9 protein-coding genes are annotated in these 19,719 nt (G+C 42.9%); 6 read left to right on the plus strand and 3 right to left on the minus strand.

Annotated elements, in window-relative coordinates; translation table 11 throughout:
* Positions 1–204 precede the first annotated feature (204 nt).
* From L0P88_RS19600 to L0P88_RS19610, 3 genes are all read right to left on the minus strand, one after another.
* Positions 205–1,755 carry a RagB/SusD family nutrient uptake outer membrane protein gene (locus L0P88_RS19600; RefSeq protein ID WP_247131585.1) on the minus strand — a complete coding sequence of 517 codons (1,551 nt, stop codon included), beginning with the start codon at positions 1,753–1,755 and terminating at the stop codon, positions 205–207.
* 8 nt (positions 1,756–1,763) lie between these two features.
* Positions 1,764–4,862, minus strand: coding sequence for a SusC/RagA family TonB-linked outer membrane protein (locus L0P88_RS19605; RefSeq protein ID WP_247131586.1), 3,099 nt, complete (start codon positions 4,860–4,862; stop codon positions 1,764–1,766).
* Positions 4,863–4,976: 114 nt separating this feature from the next.
* Positions 4,977–8,999 carry a hybrid sensor histidine kinase/response regulator transcription factor gene (locus L0P88_RS19610; protein WP_247131587.1) on the minus strand — a complete coding sequence of 1,341 codons (4,023 nt, stop codon included), beginning with the start codon at positions 8,997–8,999 and terminating at the stop codon, positions 4,977–4,979.
* A 151-nt stretch (positions 9,000–9,150) separates the two neighbouring features.
* Between L0P88_RS19610 and L0P88_RS19615 the strand changes: the two genes are divergently transcribed.
* Genes L0P88_RS19615 through L0P88_RS19640 form a run of 6 tightly spaced genes read left to right on the plus strand, consistent with a single transcriptional unit; the run spans position 9,151 to position 19,659 of the window.
* A complete protein-coding gene (locus L0P88_RS19615; protein ID WP_247131588.1) occupies positions 9,151–12,324 on the plus strand; it encodes a glycoside hydrolase family 2 TIM barrel-domain containing protein in 3,174 nt (1,057 codons plus the stop codon).
* 3 nt (positions 12,325–12,327) lie between these two features.
* The gene (locus tag L0P88_RS19620) at positions 12,328–13,767 is read left to right on the plus strand and encodes an arylsulfatase (protein WP_247131589.1); all 1,440 of its coding nucleotides are present in this window, start codon (positions 12,328–12,330) and stop codon (positions 13,765–13,767) included.
* The gene (locus L0P88_RS19625; protein ID WP_247131590.1) at positions 13,768–15,216 is read left to right on the plus strand and encodes a sulfatase; all 1,449 of its coding nucleotides are present in this window, start codon (positions 13,768–13,770) and stop codon (positions 15,214–15,216) included.
* A complete protein-coding gene (locus tag L0P88_RS19630) occupies positions 15,217–16,674 on the plus strand; it encodes a sulfatase (protein ID WP_247131591.1) in 1,458 nt (485 codons plus the stop codon).
* Positions 16,671–18,104 (plus strand): sulfatase-like hydrolase/transferase, encoded by a 1,434-nt coding sequence (locus L0P88_RS19635; RefSeq protein WP_247131592.1) that lies wholly within the window; start codon positions 16,671–16,673, stop codon positions 18,102–18,104. Before L0P88_RS19630 ends, L0P88_RS19635 begins: the two co-directional genes overlap by 4 nt.
* On the plus strand, positions 18,085–19,659 hold the full coding sequence (locus tag L0P88_RS19640; RefSeq protein WP_247131593.1) for a sulfatase family protein: 1,575 nt from the start codon (positions 18,085–18,087) through the stop codon (positions 19,657–19,659). The genes L0P88_RS19635 and L0P88_RS19640 overlap by 20 nt, the downstream gene beginning before the upstream one ends.
* Positions 19,660–19,719 lie beyond the last annotated feature (60 nt).

The raw sequence follows: 19,719 nt of genomic DNA on the forward strand, positions 1-19,719 counted from the left end.
TCCTTTTCCTTTTTTCACCTTTCGACCAAACTGGATTTGAAGTGGTCTTTTTTCCGTTCCATTTCCAAAATAGGAATGGTAGGCAATGAAATATCAGCTGGTGGGTTGATATTTTTCTTTTTTTAAAAAAGTTGCATGCCAGTAGGTCTACTACCAACATGCAACTAAAGCTAACCCTAATTTATTGAAATCAAGACGGGTCCATTATCTAAATCCATTATTGGTTGGATCCGATTCAAGAAGATTTGGGTTTATGATGATTTGTTCTTGCGGTACAGGATACTTGACATTTCTCGCCTGCACATTTGCCGCTGCATTATTGAATGATAGGTATTCGGTATTTTGGACAGTCTCCACTAAAATTCCCCAGCGGATCAGGTCGAGCTTTCGATGACCTTCGGCGGCCAACTCAAACTTACGTTCGTCACGAATGGCCATTCGCAATTCGTTTTGGTTCATCCCGCTATACGGTCGATTGGGTTCAAAAGCCCTTTCCCGCACGGCATTGATATAAGAATAAGCTCCGCCCGGACCATTTAATTCATTTTCCGCTTCAGCCGCCATCAAATACACATCGGCGAGGCGAAAAACTACTGCATTGTCATGGTGGTTTTGACGTCTGGATTCCAACTGGTCCAGGTTCCAACTCTTTTTGAAGTATGGGAAATTCAAATCAAAGCCCAAATGCTGTTGGGTAATGGTAACATCATATCTTAAATCTCCATCTTGCCAGTTGGCCTGGTCTGCAAAGCTCTGCACTGGGATGGCCAATCCAAATCCGGTCATGTCCTGGTCCAATTCTGCCATTGCTGCCTGAAGCAATTCGAACCTTCTGGGTGTACCAGGGCCGCCAGGTCTATTACCACGTCGTGTGGGTTCATCACGAATGCGGGGATTGAAGAAAGAGGTAAAGCGCGAACTTCTATCATCAGCCTTGTAATCAATTAAAAACAGTTGCTCATCATTGTAGGCATTATCAGGATCCAACTGATCAAAAACATCGGCAAAATTATCAAGTAACCTATGTGGAGAGTTGTTGATTACAAAATCGCATTCTTCCTTGACCTGCGACCACTCTTCGTCCAACATATGGAACTTTGCCTTTAATGTTGCCGCGGCGTATCTGGTTGCCCGGCTCACATTTTCCGGATAACTTTCAGGAAGCAAAGCAATGGCCCTTTCAAGGTCAGCCTTCATATCGGCCTTTATCTGTGCCTCGTCAAAACGGCCCAGTTCACCGGCTTCTATGGGATTCATCAACTCTCTAATGTACGGTACATCGCCCCAAATATTGGTCAAATGATAATAGGCCAGGGCCCTGAGAAAAAGAAGTTCGCCCACCGCTAAATTTCGAGCATCTTCAGGTAGGTTTTCATTGCCCTCGATCCTGGTCAGGAATTCTACTGTGGCGTTCACCACTTCATAGCAGTCCTCCCAGACGTTATTGAGGTCACTTACTCCTTCACCGTAAGAATAACTGGATTGATCACTGGTTGCTCCCGCGTTCCTGCTGGACTCCAGAATATCGGATCCATAATGATAAAAATCATTTATACCGGGCCAATTATACATACCCTGTCTTCCTAGGATGGAATAGGCACCGTTCACGGCCAATTGGGCTTCGTCGGCTGTGTTGAAAAAATTACTGGGAGTTACCTCGTCCCTGAGGTCTTCTTCAAGAAAATCGTCGCAGCCATAAAAGACTACTGTTCCTATTATCAACAAAAAAGTGAGTTTATATATATTTTTCATCATCAGTTTTTTTAAAATTCCAAAATAACACCTAGAGTAAACGACCTTGCATAAGGATAAACCCCTCCGGCAAAACCTTGCGAGACCGAGTCGGTTCCTCTGTTATCGGTAATGCCGTTCACCTCCGGATCTCCCAATCTAAAATCAGAGAGTAACCAGAGATTGGTTCCTGTGAGGTAGACATTCAATCGATTAAAAGTATTTTTCAATGTTGAATTCTCCATGGGAACATCATAACTTAAGGTGGCTTGCCGCAACCTTAAGAAGGAGCCATCTTCGATATTAACGCTACTGTTAGGGTTGAACAAGTTTGTGGACGCACCGGCACGTGGAATGTCCGATGTTTCATTAACACCTTCCCGCCATCTATTTAGCACAATGGGATCTAGATTCCGGTCTCCCCGACCAAAAAATGCGGTTTGGGATCTGATATTAAAAATCTCATTGCCATATTGACCATGAAAGAATAGGTCAAGTGATAGATTTTTGTAGGTGAACGTATTTCTGATACCCCCGAAGAAATCGGGCTCGGGCGTACCAAGAATTTGTACATCCTCATTGTTCCATACGGGGTTGTCATCCAAATTCTCGAATCGGGGGCCACCTATAAAGGAAAGTCCTTCCCGACCATCATCAATAATTTCCTGGGCTGTTTTATAGGTACCCAAATAATTAAGCCCGACAAATACCGGCAAACGTTCGCCCACAATCAACCGGGCAGAGCTACCTCCCTGACTCCCTGTACTTTGAATACCGATAAAGTCCCTTCCATCCAGTTCAAGCACTTCGCTTCTGTTGGCAGATATCGTTATTTGCGATTCCCATTTAAAATTAGGCTTATCAATATTTATCGTGTTCAATCCAATTTCAAATCCTTGATTCCTGACCGATCCTATATTCTGCAATTGGGTACCACCCCCAGCTTGGGCGGCAATGTCCGTTCCAAGCAGTAGATCCTCGGTCTTTTTATTGTAATAATCGACCTCTAGGCTTAAGCGATTCTTAAAAAGGCCCAGTTCCAGGCCAATGTCCAATTGTCTTGTGGTTTCCCATTTAAGCCCATCACTGGGGATTCTATCAGGTAAAACTCCATTGGTCAACTGGTTGTTGAACACGGTATTGACCACTTCGTAAATGGGCAATGAATTGTACGTACTCACCCCCTGCTCGCCAACAATACCATAACTGCCCCTGATTTTTAATCTGTTGATGGTTTCAGAATTGATTAAAAAGTTTTCCTGGTCTATGTTCCATGCCACACCCACCGACGGGAAAAAAGCATATTTTTCACCCTCTTCAAAAACCGATGAACCATCATACCTGCCAACCAAGGTCAATAAATACTTACTGTTAAAACTATAATTTACCCGGCCAAGAAACGAGGTAAGGGTCCTTTGGTTGTATCCTGAGTTTACCACATTTTGCAAAGGGTCTCCCAACGAGAGTTCGTTAAACGAAAGGGCATCCAGAGGAATTTGGTTAGCTTCTGATAACGCACTTTCAGCAGTGTTTTTTTGCCAGGTAAAACCGCCCAAAAACTTTATAACGTGTTTTCCCAAATCCAAATCATAATTGAAGGTATTCTCGTTCAACAAGTTTTGTTGAAAGTTGGTTTCAACACTGGCAAACCCTCCATTGCCGGCTATAACACGTTCAGGCAATAAACCTGGCCGAAAATCATTGTTTTTTGTGTACGTAAGTTCGGCACCGAAGGTGCTCCTTAGCGTAAAGTTTTTGAAGAGCTTGTATTCACCATAGACGTTGGCCAACATATTGGTGACCAGGGTATGATCTACCCGTAGCTCTATATCGGCAACAGGGTTTCGCTCCGTTGAAGAACTGATTGGATTGGTTCCCGTAAAATTTCCATCTTCGTCATAAACGGCCCTGATCGGTAAAACTGATGTAACGATTCCTGAATAGGATACTTTATTGTTTTCCCGCTTGAAATGTGAACCGTTAAAGCGAAGTCCGAAATTGAATCGTTCACTGGGCCGCACATCAATATTGGTCCTTAAGGTATATCTTTCAATACCCGATGCCCTAACAACGCCTTTTTGATCAAAATGATTGAGCGCAACATAATAGTTACTGTTTTCAGAGCTACCTGCAATGGATAGGTCCGTATTGGTCACAAAGCCCGTTTGCGAAATTATATCAAGCCAATCGGTATCCGGGATGTCGCTTCCGTCAAATTGCAAGGGCAAATCCGGATCAATGGCACCAAAACCATCATCACCGGGAACAAACTGCCCGGACTCGTTGATATAGTCGACATAACCTTGACCGCCCAAGATTTCAATTTGATTGGCGGTTTCCTGAACACTGGTGTAATGGTTCAGGGTAATTTTGGGCTTGGCCTGCGAAATGCCCTTACCATTTTTGGTAGTCACCAATATAACTCCGGCAGCACCCCTGGTACCGTAAATGGAAAGGGCCGTAGCATCTTTTAATATTTCTACCGATTGAATGTCATTGACATTAAGGTTGTTAAGGTTAAAATCGGTACCTGTAATAAAACCATCCACCACATAAAGGGGCGCATTATTGCCATTAATGGAGCTGTTACCTCGAATTCTAATGGTAGAACCGGCCCCAGGGGTACCATTATTGGAAGTTACCGCAACCCCGGTTGCCCTACCTTGAAGGGCTTGATCCAGCCTTACAACGGGCTGTTTTTCAAGTACGTCGGATTTTACCTGTGCCACTGAAGACACCAAATCCTTCTTTGTTGTAGTACCGTAACCAATGACCACCACTTCGTCCAATTGTTCGGTATCTTCCCTAAGTACTACTTCAATGGTGGTTTGTCCGTTCAATGCAATTTCCTGGGCAACAAAACCAATATAAGAAATGGAAAGTACTGCATTCCGATTGGAGACATTGATCACAAAATTTCCATCAAAATCCGATTGTACCCCATTGGCCACCCCTTTTTCTATAACGTTTGCTCCCGGTAAAGGCGTACCGTCTTCAGCCAAAATTGTACCTTCGACCCTGACATTATCTTGAGCTTGTACGATACTGCCGGAACTTAATAAAAAAAGAAAAAGGCAAAAACATGGCCATGCGCGTTTTTTATGAAAAACGCTGATTTTTAGTTGATTCATAGCTTTCAGTTTAGTTAGTTATCAGTTATTTATACCGAAACAAAACTAAAGCCATCTTCAACTTGGCTATGGGACATATCGTTTAGTCTAGGGGGTCAAATAGCCCACTTTATTTTAATTTTTTGCAACTTTCTGTTTATAATACGATGGTAGGCATTGGAACTGTTTTTGAAAACAGGTTTTAAAATATTTGTAATCATTGAAGCCCACGTCATAAGCAATTTCACTTAAATTCATGTCGGTGGTCAAAATCAATAAAGCTGCCCTCTTTAAACGGATCGACCTAATAAACGCGGTCAGGGATAGGTCTGTCAATGATTTCATTTTCCGGTAAAGGGTAGATTGGCTCATATGTAGTTCTTCCACCAAATTGTCTATTCCAAAGTTTGGGTTGTGCAAATTGTTCTCCACAACGAGCATCGCTTTTTGAATAAAGGCGTTTTCCGGTTCATTGACCTCATCGACTTCAGAATCGGACGGTTCAAACCAAATTTTGTTCGTTAAGTATTCTTTTAGCCTGGAACGATTTTGCAGTAACCCCGTAATTCTGGCCTTTACCACATTGGGGTTAAATGGTTTGGTAATATAATCGTCCGCTCCGGTTTTTAAACCTTCTATCTCAAAAACAGTTGATGTTCTTGCGGTCAATAAAATAATGGGGATGTGCGAAGTATTTTTATGGGATTTTAGCCCTTTGCAAAGTGTAATACCATCTGTTTCCGGCATCATTACATCACTTATGATCAGATCGGGCATTTTTTCCATTGCCATATCATAGCCTTCTTTGCCGCCCTCGGCCCTCAATACCTTGTACTGCTCAGAAAGCACATCCTCTAAATAATCCAGGATTTCAGTATTGTCATCAATTATAAGTATGGTAACTTTTTGGGATGTCACAGCGAGGGGGGCAATTTGTTTTTTGGTTTTCCGTGGATAGGCTGCAATGTTATCCGTTCTAATAAAGGCATCATTGATACTGTCTTTGTAGAATATGGGATCCGTCCCTATTTTGATGGTAAATTCAGACCCTTCATTTTTTTTGCTCTTTACCGTGATGGAACCATTGTGCAATTCAATAATTTTCTTGGTAAAGGCAAGTCCAATACCACTTCCGATCATTTGACTGGAGCTTGCACTTTTGATCTGGAAGTACATGTCAAAAATCTTGTCCAGGTTTTTCGAACTTATTCCAATGCCCGTGTCCTGTATGATCAACACACACTTTTTAGCTTCAGATTTTAGTCTCAAAGTTATCCGATCTCTTGGTCCGCTATATTTTAAGGCATTTGACAATAGGTTGCAAAGTGCAATTTCCATCTTGTTCCTATCAAAAGGGAAGCACAGTTCTTCCACCTCGGGTTCAAAATGGTATGAAATCCCTTTCTCTTTGGCCAAGTCTTTAAAATAGAGAAACACTTCGTTGGAGAACCTTACGAAATTACCTTCGGACGCGTTTAATTGTAAATGCCCTTTTTCTGCTTTTCTAAAATCCAATAATTGATTTATCAAATTCGATAACCTATTGGTATTTCGCTCTACGGTATTGATTTTATTCTTTACATTATCGTTCAGATCTTCAATGCTTTGAAGTTCCTGTAGCGGCCCTTGCATTAAAGTTAGTGGTGTTCTAAATTCATGGGATATGTTGGTGAAAAAATTGAGTTTGGTTTCATTTATTTCGTACTCTTTTTCCTTTTCCATCTTAAGGATCTCCACATTCCTTTTTAGTAAAAGCTGTTTCTGTTTAAATTTTAGGAACGTATAAATGGCAAGGCCCGTTAGCAATACATAAATGCAAAATGCCCATGTACTCAGCCAAGGTGATTGTGCAACTCGTATCTCCATTGTTTTAGTGGGCCCCCAGTTTTGATTGTCCCGTGTACCTGCCACCTGCAATTGGTAATGTCCTGCGGGTAGACTGGCGAAGTTTATTTCGTTTTTATCGAGCAGATCGATCCAATTTTCATGTATTTCCTTTAATCGATATCTGTACTTGACGTTCAGGTTTCCCAAAAAATCATTGGTATTGAAACCGATGGACAGGAAATCATGATCTGAATCCAATTGAATCTCTTTTGCATAGCTGAAGTTTCTGTCTATAATAGCATTCTCTCCCTTATATTCTATTTTTTCGTTGTTTACCCTTAAGCTAGAAAAAACGATTTCCGGGATTTCATTCGGTATTTCAATATTGTAGGGGTCAAAATAGGTTATGTTGTTAATGCCCCCGAAATAGAGTTGTCGGTTTTTAAAGTTATAGGAACTCCTGTCATTAAAAGCTATGGTGCTTTCACCATCCCGTTCCCCGAACGTTAAAAAAGATTGATTTCCAGGGTCGTATTTGACGATATCGGTAGCGGTGGACATCCAAATGTTTTCCTCCCTATCCAAAAGTATTGAGCTGATGTAGTCATCTTTGAGTCCATCTTTTGTGGTCAACCGTTGTTGTATGCTTAGTTTTTTTGTGGCCGCGTCGTAACTAAGTTGTATAAGCCCACCTGGGGTTCCCAACCAAATGCTATTGTCCTGGATTTGAATATCATTGATAATGACACTCGGCAGTTCTTCTTCCAATAACCTTGAATGGTGTATAAAACTATCTTTGGTGGCATCGTATAGGTGAAGGCCATGGTATGTTCCAACCCAAATGAGTCCTCTATTATCTTTCACGATTCCAGTGATTCTGTTGCTCATTAGCCCAAAATTGTTTTTGGCATCGTCGCGGTAAGACCTATACTTGCTCTCATCTGTCATCTTTTTAAGGGGTATTTTGTAGATGCCCGTTTGTTGGGTACCTATAAAGAGGTTTTCCCTAAAGTCTATGTAAAATGCGGTTACCCGGTTTAAAGAGGTGTTGGAGTATCGTATTTCGCCATTGATCAGGTCTAGAACCTGAAAGTTTTTTCCCGTACCTACAAATAGTTGGTTCTTGTAACGGTAAAAGCAGTTGACCTTGCCATTGTCAAAACCTTTGACTTTTCGCTGATCGTGGATTGAACTCCCTTTAAAAAGACCGCTTTTGCTCGTACCGATGAAAAGGTTGGTCGAATCTTTATAGATAGCCGTAATGTTTTGGTGGCTATCCAATTCCGAACCCCTTAGGTCCAGGCTGGCATTTTTAAACCCTTTATTGGGTGTGAGCTTCACCACACCAGCGTTGGCCGTGCCCACCCAAACCTGTTTTTTGGCATCGTGGTGCACGTTTAGGATAATTGCATAATTCTCTTTGATCTGTTGTGTATTCTTTGGGCTAATTTCAATTTTACTAAAAGTGCTAAGGTCCTTATTGCTTTTGTAGAGCCCCTTGCCCCATGTGCCTATCCATAGATTATTGTCATGGTCCAGAGACAACCTTTTGGAAAAAAAGCTCCCTACGTTCGTTTCAATACCATCAATGGTTTCCGTTTGGTAATCAAAGTAGAACAATTGGGAATTTTGTCCCCTACTGGACACCCATATCCTATTTCTGAATTCATCATAAACAACATCAAAAAGGGGCGTATTGAGCTTGTACCTGTCAACCGACTTTTTGTAAATATTGTAGCGTATCAATTCTTCGTCCACTGCAAACCATAGATCGCCGTTCAGCCCTTTACTGATCCCGTAAATTGTTGAACTGTATTTCAAATGTGCAATGCGTGTTTTTTTTATGGGGTCTATTCCATAGATTCCTTTATCCCACGTACCTATCCAAATAGAATTATCATCGGCCTGTGCAATGCTGTTTACCCTAATATCACCCGTTGTCTCCTGGTCTTTGGACCGAAAAAGATGGTTATAATTCAGGACCTCGTTGTTTTCCGGTTTAAAACTGGTCAAACCGGCACTTTTGGTTCCAATCCATATGACATTGTTGTTGCCCTTGAACAGTATTTCAATGTTCTCGTTTTTTAATTGGTCGTAACCCAATGATGGCTTTATATATGAAAAGGTGTATCCATTGAATTTTGTAATACCGTTTTCTGTGGCAAACCATTTATTGTTCAATTCATCGCTGACTATCGAGGTGACATAATTATTGGACAGCCCTTCTTCCGTTGAAATGAACTCTTGTATGTAATCATTGGTCTGGGATTGGCAAAAAATATTGACCATACAGAACATAAAAAGCATAAATGGCAAACGAAAGTCTTTCATTTTTGTATTGATCGTTTATACCATGAACTTAATGTATTTACTTTAAACAATGGCGTTTTGAACTATTACTACCCTATAATTGATTCATATACCCCATTTTTTATACACTGATATTATGGAGCTTTGTAATCCAATATGAAAAGTTGCGTTTATGACAAAGGAGCGTTTTTTGTTTTTGTATGCCATCTCTACAGTCCTTCTTTTTGGAGGCCACTTGTCAGCTCAAGTAGCCCCTCATCCTTCTTCCGATGGCTGGACCGACCCCGAATGGGAAAACCCTGAGGTATTTCAAATCAACCGGGAATATCCTACCGCAACCTTTTACAGTTTTTTGAATGCCGAAGATGCCCTTATGGGAGCAGGGTGGAAAGACTCCCCCAATTACCTTTCCTTGAACGGTGAATGGAATTTCTTTTACGCAGATAGTGTTCAGGCAAGGCCAAAGGATTTTTATAAAGAGGGCTTTGAGTTGGATGGATGGGATACAATTTCAGTGCCCTCCAATTGGGAAATGCAAGGTTTTGGAATTCCTATTTATACCAACATTAAATACGTATTTCCAAAAAATCCGCCGTTTATAGCCCATGAATTAAACAATAACGGCAGTTATAGGCGAACCTTTGATCTACCCAAAAGTTGGGGTGACAAAGAACTTTACCTTCATTTTGCAGGGGTAAGTGGAGCCATGTACGTTTGGCTCAACGGAGAATTTGTTGGTTACAATGAAGGAAGCAAAACGGCAGCGGAATTCAACATTACCAAAATGGCCAGGCCCGGTAAAAACACGGTGGCTGTCCAGGTATTCCGTTGGTCCGATGCCAGTTATATGGAAGATCAGGATTTTTGGCGTTTGAGCGGTATTGAGCGTGATGTGTACATACGTGCCAAAAATGAAGTTGCGCTCAACGACATCGTGTTAAGGGCCGATTTGATAAATGGTTATAAAGATGGTGCTTTGGAAGTGGCGGTTAAACTTCAAAATACCAGTTCCTCCAGAAAAAGGGGTAAGGTCAAAATTATGGTGTTGGATGCCGATGCTAAAATCTACGAAGAAGAAAAGCGGCTAAATCTTAAAGAAGGATATCTGGAATTGATGTTCACCAAGACCTTTGCGAATGTTAGACCTTGGTCTGCCGAAAATCCAAATCTTTATACACTTTTGGTTGAGGTTTTGGACAAAAAAGGGAACACCATTGAGGCCACAACACAACAAGTGGGTTTCAGAAACATTAAAATAGAGAATAGCCAATTATTGGTTAATGGCAAACCCGTTTTGCTGAAAGGTGTGAATCTGCATGATCATCATGAAACAAAGGGCCATGTAGTGGATGCAGCCCTGACGATGAAGGACTTTCAGGTGATGAAGCAAAACAATGTCAATGCCATTCGTTGCAGTCATTATCCCAAAGACCCGCATTTTTACCAAATGGCAACTACTTATGGGTTTTATGTCATTGATGAAGCCAACATCGAGACCCATGGCATGGGAACCACCAACCAAGGCCTGGACAATAATGAAGAGGCCAAGGCCGTCCATCCAGCCTATTTGCCCGAATGGAAGGCCATGCACCTGGATCGAACCATACGGATGTACGAAAGGGATAAAAACCATCCGTGCATTATTGCTTGGTCATTGGGGAATGAAGCTGGCAATGGTGAAAATTTCCATGCCACCTACAACTGGCTCAAAGAAAGGGACAGTACCAGACCGGTACAATACGAAGGGGCCACCAGTTATGAAAACACCGATATTCAAGCACCAATGTACTGGTCCATAGAGCGTATGATTAAATACGCGGAGGAAGATGGCAGCCGTCCTTTGATCCAATGCGAATATGCGCATGCCATGGGCAATAGTGTTGGCAATCTGAAGGATTACTGGGATGTCATTGAAACGTATGACATTATGCAAGGCGGCTTTATTTGGGATTGGGTCGATCAAGGTATTTTGACCCAAAACGAAGAAGGGGAGCAGTACTGGGCCTACGGTGGTGATTTGGGGGGTGAAAATATTCATAACGACAAAAATTTCTGTCTTAATGGAATCGTAAATCCGGACAGGTCGGCACATCCGGCATTGTACGAGGTGAAAAAGGTTTACCAGTATATCAAGTTTAAACTTGCTGATTTGGCCTCCACAAAAATTCGTATAGAAAACAGATATGATTTCACCAACTTAAAACAATTTGATTTTGAATGGATACTTCTTGAAAATGGTGAGGAAATGGCTTCAGGAAAACTTCCTGAACTTGATGTATCCCCCTATGGGGCAAAAGAACTTCAAATTACACTTCCTGATTTGAGTGATGACAAGGCAGAATACCTGCTCAATCTCTATGCAAAAACCAAGACCCAAACAGATTTGGTTCCTAAGGGTCATATTTTGGCCTTTGAACAATTGGCATTGTCCAACTATTCGTTCAATGTGGCGGTAATGGATAAGGCCAAGCTGGAACTGGTAACAACGGACAGTGTCTTAACCATCAGTGGAGATGCATTTAAACTACAATTTGACAAAACTTCGGGCAAGCTTGCCTATCTGGATTATGGCAATGGAAATTTGCTTCAGCAAGGTATTGTTCCCAATTTTTGGAGGGCTACGACCGATAATGACTTTGGGTTTAAAATGCCAAAAAAGTTGAGGGTTTGGAAAGAAGCCAGTCAAAACCAAAATTTAAGGCAGATGCAACATAAAAAACATAAAGACGGAACGGTTGAGGTCAACGTTGACTTTGAGCTTCCATCGGTTGATGCCATGTTGCAAATACAATATCGGATAGCCGAAAATGGCAACATTAAAGTATCCTCAAACCTGAACGGGGTTTCTTCTGAATTGCCCATGTTGCCACGTTTTGGAACAAACTTCATTATCAATAAGGAATTTGACAACGTAAGTTGGTACGGTCGGGGTCCGCATGAAAATTACCAAGATCGAAACACTTCTGCTTTGATTGGTAGATACAACGCTGCGGTTTCGGAGTTATACTTTCCCTATTCCCGGCCCCAGGAAAATGGATACAAGACAGATGTACGTTGGGTACGCTTTACAAACGACCAGGGCAGAGGTCTAAAAATCACGACGTCAAGCGCTTTTAGTTTTAGTGCCCATCATCAATTGAACAGTGATTTTGATGCAGGTGAGAGCAAACAACAGCGGCATACCACGGATATTAAGGAAAGGAATTTGGTCAACATCAATATTGACAAGGTTCAAATGGGCGTTGGCGGGGACACAAGCTGGGGGAGGTTGCCCCATGAGCAATATCGGATCAAAGCAAGGGACTTGGAATTCAGTTATTTTATTTCTCCCATAAAGGAAAAGTAGGCCATGAAAATTTTTAGATTGTTCCATCTGTTTACGTTACTGATTTTGCTTTTTTCCTCATGTAGGGAAAAAGAGCAAAACAATCGTTCGGAAAACGAGTCAAAAAAACCAAACATCATCTACATCATGGCGGATGATTTGGGTTACGGAGACCTGGGAATATATGGCCAAAACAAGATAAAAACCCCCCGATTAGATCAGATGGCCCAAGAGGGCATGATGTTTACCCAGCATTATGCGGGTTCAACGGTGTGCATGCCTTCCAGAGCTTCTTTAATGACGGGGTACCACACTGGGCATTCAACGGTGAGGGGCAACCCCAGGTGGACGTTTACCGGTAGTGCGGTCGATCTATCGTTGCAAGATGTTACCGTTGCCGAAGAATTAAAAAGGGCCGGTTATACGACCGGACTCATTGGAAAATGGGGGTTGGCCGAGAAGGACCTGACCAGCATGCCCAACAATCAAGGGTTCGATTATTTCTATGGATATCGAAAGCATAAAACGGCACACTATTATTATCCGGATACCCTATACCGCAACAATAAGGCCATTGCAACAGGTAATAAGGTGCATGAGAAGGAAGGAACCTACTCCCATGACTCCTTTGCGGAAGACGCGCTCGATTATATAAAAAAGAATAAAGACACGACCTTCTTTCTGTACTTGGCATTCACTATCCCGCATTATGAACTGGAAGTACCCGAAGATTCCAAGGCGCCATACAAAAAATTGAATTGGGAAGAGCGCACCCTACCCTCAAGAAAAGGGGGGTATCAGCATGATGAAGATGGCAACGCCACCTACGCGGGAATGGTTTCCAGGATGGATATGCATGTAGGCCAATTATTGGATATGTTGAAGGAATTGGGCATCGATAAAAATACCCTGGTCATTTTTACAAGTGACAATGGCCATGAATATGACCGTGGATTCTTCAATAGCAATGGGGGTTTTCAAGGGCGAAAACGGGATTTATACGATGGTGGTATTCGAATCCCATTTATTGCCAGATGGCCAGAAACCGTACCCGCCAATAGTACTACCGAACACATTTCCGCTTTTTGGGATTTTCTTCCCACGGCCTGCGAAATAGCGGGCGTAGCACCTACTGAAAAAGACCTTGATGGCATATCGTATTTACCAACACTTTTAGGGAATGATGAAAATCAAAGCAAACACGATTACCTCTATTGGGAGTTCAATGAAGGAAAAGGACCTGTTCAAGGCATTAGAAAAGACCAATGGAAAGCGGTAAAATATCTTGGAAAACCGGTAGAGCTTTACCATATCGTGGAAGACCCGGGAGAGGAAAAAGACCTTGCCGAATCCATGCCCGAATTGGCCGGAGAAATGGGTGAAATCATAAAAAATGCAAGAACCCCCGATCCTAATTTTTTGTTGGATTACCATCCACGTGTCAAAAAAAAGAATAAAAAATAAATGGGAAAATTTACAACTTTACTCGCCCTGATCTTACTTTTTAGCTGCGCCGAAAAGAAAAAAGAAGCTGAATCCATCCAACAGTATAACATCCTTTGGATTGTCGCTGACGATCTTGGCACCGATTTGGGTTGTTATGGGACAGACATCATCCATACGCCAAATCTTGATCAATTGGCCTCAGAATCCATTCGCTATACGAATTTGAATACGGTAACCGCCGTCTGCTCGCCAAGCCGTTCCTCTTTGATCACTGGCATGTACCCGGTCACACTTGGCGTACACCAGCATAGGACACAGTTTAAGAAAGTGCTTCCGGAAGGTGTACAGCCCATAACGGAGTACTTCAAGGAAGCGGGATATTTTGTGACCAACGGAAGGGGAAATCCTGAGGATAAGGGCGGTAAAACCGATTACAATTTTAAATACAAAGCTTCCGAAATGTACCAAGCCGGGCATTGGAGCAAGCGAGAGGAAGGACAACGGTTCTTTTCGCAGATACAAATTTTCTTTCCACATAGACCGTTCCATAAAGATTCACTGAACCCTATAGATCCGGACAAAGTGGAGCTACCCCCTTACTATCCCAACCATGAATTGTTGCGAAAAGATTGGGCCCTATATCTGGAGACCGTTCAATTGGTAGATCAAAAAGTTGGGGAAATCATGGATCACTTAAAAGAAGAAGGCATTTTAGAAAACACGGTCGTATTCTTTTTTGGGGACCAGGGCAGGCCGCATGTTAGGGCAAAGCAATTTTTGTACAATGCCGGTACGAGTACCCCATTAATGGTCAGATGGCCAAATGGAAAAGGTGCGGGTACGGTGGATGATCGATTGGTCAGCAATGTAGATATCCCAGTAGCCGCCATGAATTTAGCAAAGGTGCCCATTCCCGGCCATATTCAAGGTAAGGACTTTCTTAATGCTGTTGAAAGGAAGTATATATTCACAATGCGCGACCGACGGGACGAAACGGTAGACCGCATACGATCCGTTAGAAACAAGAAATTCAAATACATCAAAAATTATTATCCAGATAGGCCTTATATGCAGCCAAATGTGTACAAGGACAATCGTTATCCGGCCCGACCCCTGTTGCGCCTGTTGTACGAACAGGGCAAGTTGAACGAAACACAGTCCCTTTTTGTTTCTGAAAGTAGACCAGCGGAAGAACTTTACGATTTGGAAAACGATCCGCATGAAGTCAACAATTTGGCCAACAATCCCGATTATGCCGCTACTTTGGAAACCATGCGAACCGTATTGGAAGAATGGGTGGCCGAAAATGATAAAGGAATCTATCCGGAAGATCAAAAAGAGATCGATCACGCCCATGGATTGATGATGGGTCGAAGGGCGAAAATGTTGAAGGAAAGAAATTTGGATGATGACGTTACCCACCAAGAAATGGTTGATTACTGGATGAAACGTTATGAATTGGAATAAATGAAACAAATTTCAGGTCTAAATAGCGCCAAAATAGCGGCCCTTATTTTAGTGATGCTGTCCGGTTGTAAAAGCAAACCGGAAAAAGAAATGGCGGTCAACACAAAAACCCCTCCAAACATTGTGCTTATCAATGTTGATGATATGGGCTGGATGGACACGGAGCCTTACGGCACTACCTTTTATCAAACCCCAAATATTTCAAGATTGTCGGACATGGGTATAACCTTTTCCAGAGGGTATGCAGGGGCCGCAAATTGCGCTCCCAGTCGTGCTTGTCTCCTGAGTGGTATGAACACCCCCAGGCATGGTATCTACACTGTGGGCAATTCTGATCGGGGCAACAAAAAAACCCGAAAATTGATTCCGATTCCGAATACCACTGTATTGCATGATTCCGTGGTGTCTTTGGCGGAAATGCTTGCTGATGTGGGCTATACCTCGGGTAGTTTTGGCAAATGGCATTTGGGGCGTGATTCGCGAAGTCAGGGATTTGATATCAATTTTGGAGGTGAAGAGCGTGGCAATCCCGGCAAAAATGGTTATTTCGCCCCCTACAACCTTGCTGACCCAAAACTCAAAAATGCTCCGGAAGGTGAAAATTTGACCGATAGATTGACCACTGAAGCCATCGGTTTTATGAAATCCGCAGAAAACAAGCCCTTTTTTGCTTACGTTACCTATTACGCCGTACACACACCGCTTGCGACAACCCCTGAACTGCAAGCCAAATACGAAAAACTGGGCAATGGGTTGCAGAACAATGCAACATTCGCCGGTATGGTGGAGACGGTCGATAACAACGTGGGTCGAATAATCGATTTCCTTGAAAGTGAATCCCTATTGGAAAACACCTTGGTTATTTTTACCTCGGATAATGGCGGCATTCGCGACATCAGCAGCCAGTACCCATTACGTGGCGGTAAAGGATCTTACTATGAAGGCGGTATCCGTGTGCCTTTCATATTTGTATGGAAGGATCAAATAGCTTCAGGTTCGGCCACAAGCCATATGATATCAAATCTTGATATTTATCCCACATTGAAGGAAATTTCGGGAAGTGCCCTGGGCAATGAATTTTTAGACGGTCGGTCAATACTTCCCCTGCTCAAAGGGGACAGGATTTTGGAAAAGGATTTGTATTTCCATTTTCCAATTTACTTGCAGGCCTACAATCGAAAAACCGATGACGGACGCGACCCCTTATTCCGTACCAGGCCAGGTTCCGCACTCATATCGGGCGACTGGAAACTGCACCATTACTACGAGGACAACACCCTGGAGTTGTATAATTTAAAGAAAGATATTGGCGAGCGTACCAATTTGGTGGAATCCAATCCGGAAAAAGCAAAGGAGCTCCATAGTAGGATGCAAAATTGGATAAACCGAAACGAAGCCCCTATCCCAACCGAACCAAATCCTGATTACGTCGAAGGATTCAATCCCAATAAAAAATGAAAAAAGTACTTCGTTCAGTAGCTATACTCCTTTTGTTGGCCGCCTGTAATTCAGTAACCAAGCAAGCTCCAAAAGAACAGAGGCCAAATATAATCGTCATTCTATTGGATGATGCCGGTTATGTTGATTTTGGATTTATGGGCAGTGAGGATTTGGAAACCCCAAACATTGATGCCCTGGCAAAATCGGGAACCGTTTTTACAGATGCCCACGTTTCGGCAACGGTATGCGCCCCTTCAAGGGCCGGTCTCATTACCGGAATCTACCAACAACGTTTTGGATTTGAGGCAAACGGTACAGGTGATGCACAATCCGGAGATTTAGGTCTTGCGGATGATGTTACTACAATGGCAGAGGTTTTAAAAGAAGGGGGCTATACTACTATCGCACTGGGCAAGTGGCATTTGGGCGGAACCCCAACCGACCATCCCAACCAAAGGGGATTTGACGAATTCTACGGTTTTTTAACGGGAAGCAGGTCCTATTTTCCGCTTGAAAACCCAAATGAATATCGAATGCTACAGCATAATGGTAAGCGGATCGCATTTGAAGGCTATATGACGGATGTTTTGGGTGACGCTTCCGTAAGGTATGTCAAAGAAAACAAAGACAGTCCCTTTTTTATGTATTTGGCCTACAATGCAGTGCATACCCCCATGCATGCCAAAGAAGAACATTTGAAAAAATATGAGGGCCATCCAAGGAAGGAATTGGCTGCAATGACCTGGTCCCTTGATGAAAATATTGGCAGGCTTCAACAAGAACTCAAATCGCTCGGTATTGCCGAGAACACTTTAATTTTCTTTTTAAGTGATAATGGGGGTGCACATAACAACCAATCCAGCAGTGGACCACTAAAAGGCTGGAAAGGGAGCAAATTTGAAGGTGGGCATCGGATTCCTTTTGTGGTGAGTTGGCCTAAAAAAATTGAAGGGGGAGGTATGTTTGGAGGGCTCACTTCATCACTGGATATTTTTGCTACCGCTGTTGCAGCCGCCGCTATTCCTCTTGAAGAACTACCCGAATTGGACGGGGTTGATCTGATGCCTTTTTTGATTGGTGAAAAAAAGGGCAATCCACACAAACAACTTTTTTGGAGAAAACTGGAAGAAACGGCCGCTCGAAGTGGAGATCATAAACTCATAAGGTTGGACGATTTTGGCCATGTCCTGTATGACTTGAACAAGGATTTGGGGGAAACACAGGATCTTTCCAAAGAAAGACCTGAGGAACTCAACGCAATCCTGCAAAAGTTGGAATCTTGGGAGCATACCCTTTTAGAACCACTATGGGTAGAGGGAAGGGATTGGATGGATGTCACCTATCACGTTCACAAACAGTTGATGACCAACGATACCATTTACTATAAAAGCCCCGGTGGAATGAAGGGGTATTTGGAAAAACAAAAAAATGATGATGGGAATAACTAAAAACCTTCTTATAACTATTGGCGTTACCGCCATTGCATTAGGCTGTGGACAGCAGGAAAAATCATCCGAAACGACTGAGGGATCGAGCAATGACTCCAAACCTAATGTTATTATATTTTATATTGATGACTTGGGCTATGGCGACGTAGGAGCTTATGGTTCACCAGCAGTGTCAACACCCAATATTGATAAAATGGCTGCTAACGGACTTCGATTGACCGATGCACACAGCGGTTCGGCAACCTGTACGCCTTCTCGATATTCATTGCTTACGGGCACCTATGCATTTAGGAACGATGTATCCATCTTACCTGGTGATGCTCCACTGCTCATTGATCCGGAAATGCCCACACTGCCAAAAATGCTTCAGGAGGCGGGATATAAAACCGCAGTTGTTGGCAAATGGCACTTAGGGCTTGGCAGTGGCGATATAGATTGGAACAAAGAGGTTGCTCCAGGTCCCCGTGAAGTTGGTTTTGATTACAGTTTTTTGATTCCGGCAACGGGAGATAGGGTGCCCACGGTATATTTGGAGGACCAAAAAGTGGTCAATGCCGATCCCAATGATCCCATTGCGGTGAACTATAGAAAAGATTTGGGCGGCTACCCCAATGGAATCGACCGACCGGACTTAAGATGGCAACAGGCGGATAAACAACACAGTGGTACTATTGTTAACGGAATCAGCCGTATAGGATACATGAGCGGGGGAGAAAAGGCACTTTGGGTAGATGAGGACTTTCCCGAATTGTTGGTTGACAAGTGCAAAACGTTTATTTCCTCTGCCAAGAACGAACCCTTCTTTTTGTTCTTTTCCTACCATGATATTCATGTGCCCAGAATGCCAAACGAACAGTTTAAGGGCACCAGTAAAATGGGGCTTCGAGGGGATGTTATTGCCCAAATGGACTGGAGCACGGGTCAAATCATGGACTTTTTAAAAGCTCAAGGCCTGGAGGAAAACACCCTGGTCATTTTTACCAGTGATAATGGCCCTGTTTTGAATGATGGGTACGAGGATGGATCCATGGAAAAATTAGGTGATCATAAACCTGGTGGCCCGTTTTCGGGCGGAAAATACAGTGCCCTTGAGGCAGGAACCAGAGTGCCAACTATAGTGCATTGGCCCGGCAAAGTCAAAGAAGGTGTTTCCGGAGCACTCGTTTCCCAGACCGATTTCTATGCTTCCATTGCAAGTTTGGTCAACCATAAGTTGAAAGACCAAGAAGCAATGGATAGCGAAAACGTAATGCCGGCCCTTTTGGGAACAAGTTTGGAGGGCAGGGAATTTCTGTTGGAAGAGTCTTTTACCCTGGGCTTGCGCCATAAGAATTGGAAATACGTTCAGCCTACCAAAAAGGGAAGCCCCGGTTTTATTACGCACATCAAAAACATAAGAGCCGGGGGATCGGCAGAAGAGCAATTATTCAATTTGTCCAGGGATACCTCCGAACAAAAGAACATTGCCCAAGATCATCCCCAAGTTGTGGCGGAAATGAAGGAAAGGCTTGACCTGATCATTGGTGATGAAAAATCAAATAACACCAAAAAGTAAATTGTTCATTGGCATTGTTTTAGGTATCGGTTATCCCGGTTCTTTGCCAGTTACAACTGT

The sequence above is a fragment of the Muricauda sp. SCSIO 64092 genome (genome assembly GCF_023016285.1).
In the GTDB taxonomy this organism is placed as follows: domain Bacteria; phylum Bacteroidota; class Bacteroidia; order Flavobacteriales; family Flavobacteriaceae; genus Croceivirga.

Excerpts from the sequence above, each read along its gene's own strand:
- L0P88_RS19600 (WP_247131585.1), bottom strand. The coding sequence starts at position 1,755 with ATGATGAAAAATATATATAAACTCACTTTTTTGTTGATAATAGGAACA.
- L0P88_RS19605 (WP_247131586.1), bottom strand. The coding sequence starts at position 4,862 with ATGAATCAACTAAAAATCAGCGTTTTTCATAAAAAACGCGCATGGCCA.
- L0P88_RS19610 (WP_247131587.1), bottom strand. The coding sequence starts at position 8,999 with ATGAAAGACTTTCGTTTGCCATTTATGCTTTTTATGTTCTGTATGGTC.
- L0P88_RS19615 (WP_247131588.1), top strand. The coding sequence starts at position 9,151 with ATGACAAAGGAGCGTTTTTTGTTTTTGTATGCCATCTCTACAGTCCTT.
- L0P88_RS19620 (WP_247131589.1), top strand. The coding sequence starts at position 12,328 with ATGAAAATTTTTAGATTGTTCCATCTGTTTACGTTACTGATTTTGCTT.
- L0P88_RS19625 (WP_247131590.1), top strand. The coding sequence starts at position 13,768 with ATGGGAAAATTTACAACTTTACTCGCCCTGATCTTACTTTTTAGCTGC.
- L0P88_RS19630 (WP_247131591.1), top strand. The coding sequence starts at position 15,217 with ATGAAACAAATTTCAGGTCTAAATAGCGCCAAAATAGCGGCCCTTATT.
- L0P88_RS19635 (WP_247131592.1), top strand. The coding sequence starts at position 16,671 with ATGAAAAAAGTACTTCGTTCAGTAGCTATACTCCTTTTGTTGGCCGCC.
- L0P88_RS19640 (WP_247131593.1), top strand. The coding sequence starts at position 18,085 with ATGATGATGGGAATAACTAAAAACCTTCTTATAACTATTGGCGTTACC.